The organism is Rhodoblastus acidophilus, from assembly GCF_025961575.1.
In the GTDB taxonomy this organism is placed as follows: domain Bacteria; phylum Pseudomonadota; class Alphaproteobacteria; order Rhizobiales; family Beijerinckiaceae; genus Rhodoblastus; species Rhodoblastus acidophilus_C.
On record NZ_JAOQNX010000079.1, the window covers coordinates 1 to 1278 of the forward strand.

The window sequence follows — 1278 nt, forward strand, 5'->3', positions numbered from 1 at the left end:
TCACCTCCATCCACGGCGAAATCGCCGCAATCATCTGGCGCGTCGCTCCCGAAGGGAGTTGATCAGACAGCGCTCTTCGGCAACGGGCAGTTAAGCGCTGGAGCAGGATCGGATTCTACCTATGACGCGCCCCGAGCGCCGCATGTGCTCAACCGAACGCGCTCTGGCGGGCGCGCAAGCGCGAACGCGCGGCCATCCTGCGATAGAAGAAGACCTTCACAATTTCGACGAGCGCCAGATATGCCCTTGATCAGACTGATGACATCGCCCAATGGTGGCGGCGGCGTTGGACAGGGCGCCAATGCGGCTGTTGGAGGCTTGCGCTTCCTGATAGGCGGTGTCGGCGATCTCTGCGGAATGGTTGACCTGCGCGGTGATTTCCCGCACCGAGGCAGTCAGTTCCTCTGAGGCGGAAGCGACGGTCTGGACATTATTGGCGGCCTGCGTGGCGGCGCCGGAAATCCTGTTTCCGCTGAGGCGCTTCGGCGTCTGGCTTTTCTTGTGTGCCGCGGAACCTTATTCGCAAGCGCGGCGTTATGATAACACCGGCGGCATCCTCGCGCCGGTAGTCGAGGCCCGCTTCAGCGTTGCTACCGCTGGGGCGGGTTTTGTGTGTCTGGTCGGACATACTCTCGGCCAAGAGCGGCAACCGACCGAAAGCCGGGCCGTGAACAGCACCAAATAACGACGCAACATGTCGCATCCATGTCGCGTGGACTCCCGCCAGCTGGGCCAAGGCTGCCATCGAGAAGATGAAGCGCGCCCAGGTGTACGCGGCGGCGCAATAGTCGGCCACGGAGCGGCGGCGTTGTGCCGGCGCGTGGCGGTTTAAAAACCGGCGACTTTCAAGATCGACCCCAATTGAAAGTTTGGTTGAGGGCGGATGTTCGCCGTGGAGATTTACGCAGCGGTTCGGCAGTTTGTTTTCATTGAGGGAAAGAGCCAGCGGGAGGCGGCGCGGGCGTTTGGCCTGAGCCGGGACACGATCGCCAAGATGTGCCGGTTTTCGGCGCCTCCGGGCTATGTGCGCACCAAGGAGCCGCCGCGGCCGAAGCTCGGCCCGCTGATCCCGGTGATCGACGCGATCCTGGAGGCCGACAGGACGGCGCCGGCCAAGCAGCGGCACACGGCCAAGCGGATTTTCCAGCGGCTGCGCGACGAACACGGCTTCGACGGCGGCTATCTGCCCGTTGCCGAAGAGCGCTGTCTGATCAACTCCCTTCGGGAGCGACGCGCCAGATGATTGCGGCGATTTCGCCGTGGATGGAGGTGACGATG

The 1278-nt window shown here is 63.3% G+C and carries 1 protein-coding gene and 1 pseudogene; both read left to right on the top strand.

Features of this window, described 5'->3' with window-relative positions; translation table 11 throughout:
* Nucleotides 1-337 precede the first annotated feature (337 nt).
* Complete coding sequence (locus M2320_RS23210) at nt 338-685, top strand: hypothetical protein (RefSeq protein ID WP_264599331.1); 348 nt, start codon at nt 338-340, stop codon at nt 683-685.
* Nucleotides 686-883: 198 nt separating this feature from the next.
* A pseudogene (locus tag M2320_RS23215) lies at nt 884-1198 on the top strand (IS21 family transposase); the annotation flags it as partial.
* Between the last annotated feature and the right edge of the window lie 80 nt (nt 1199-1278).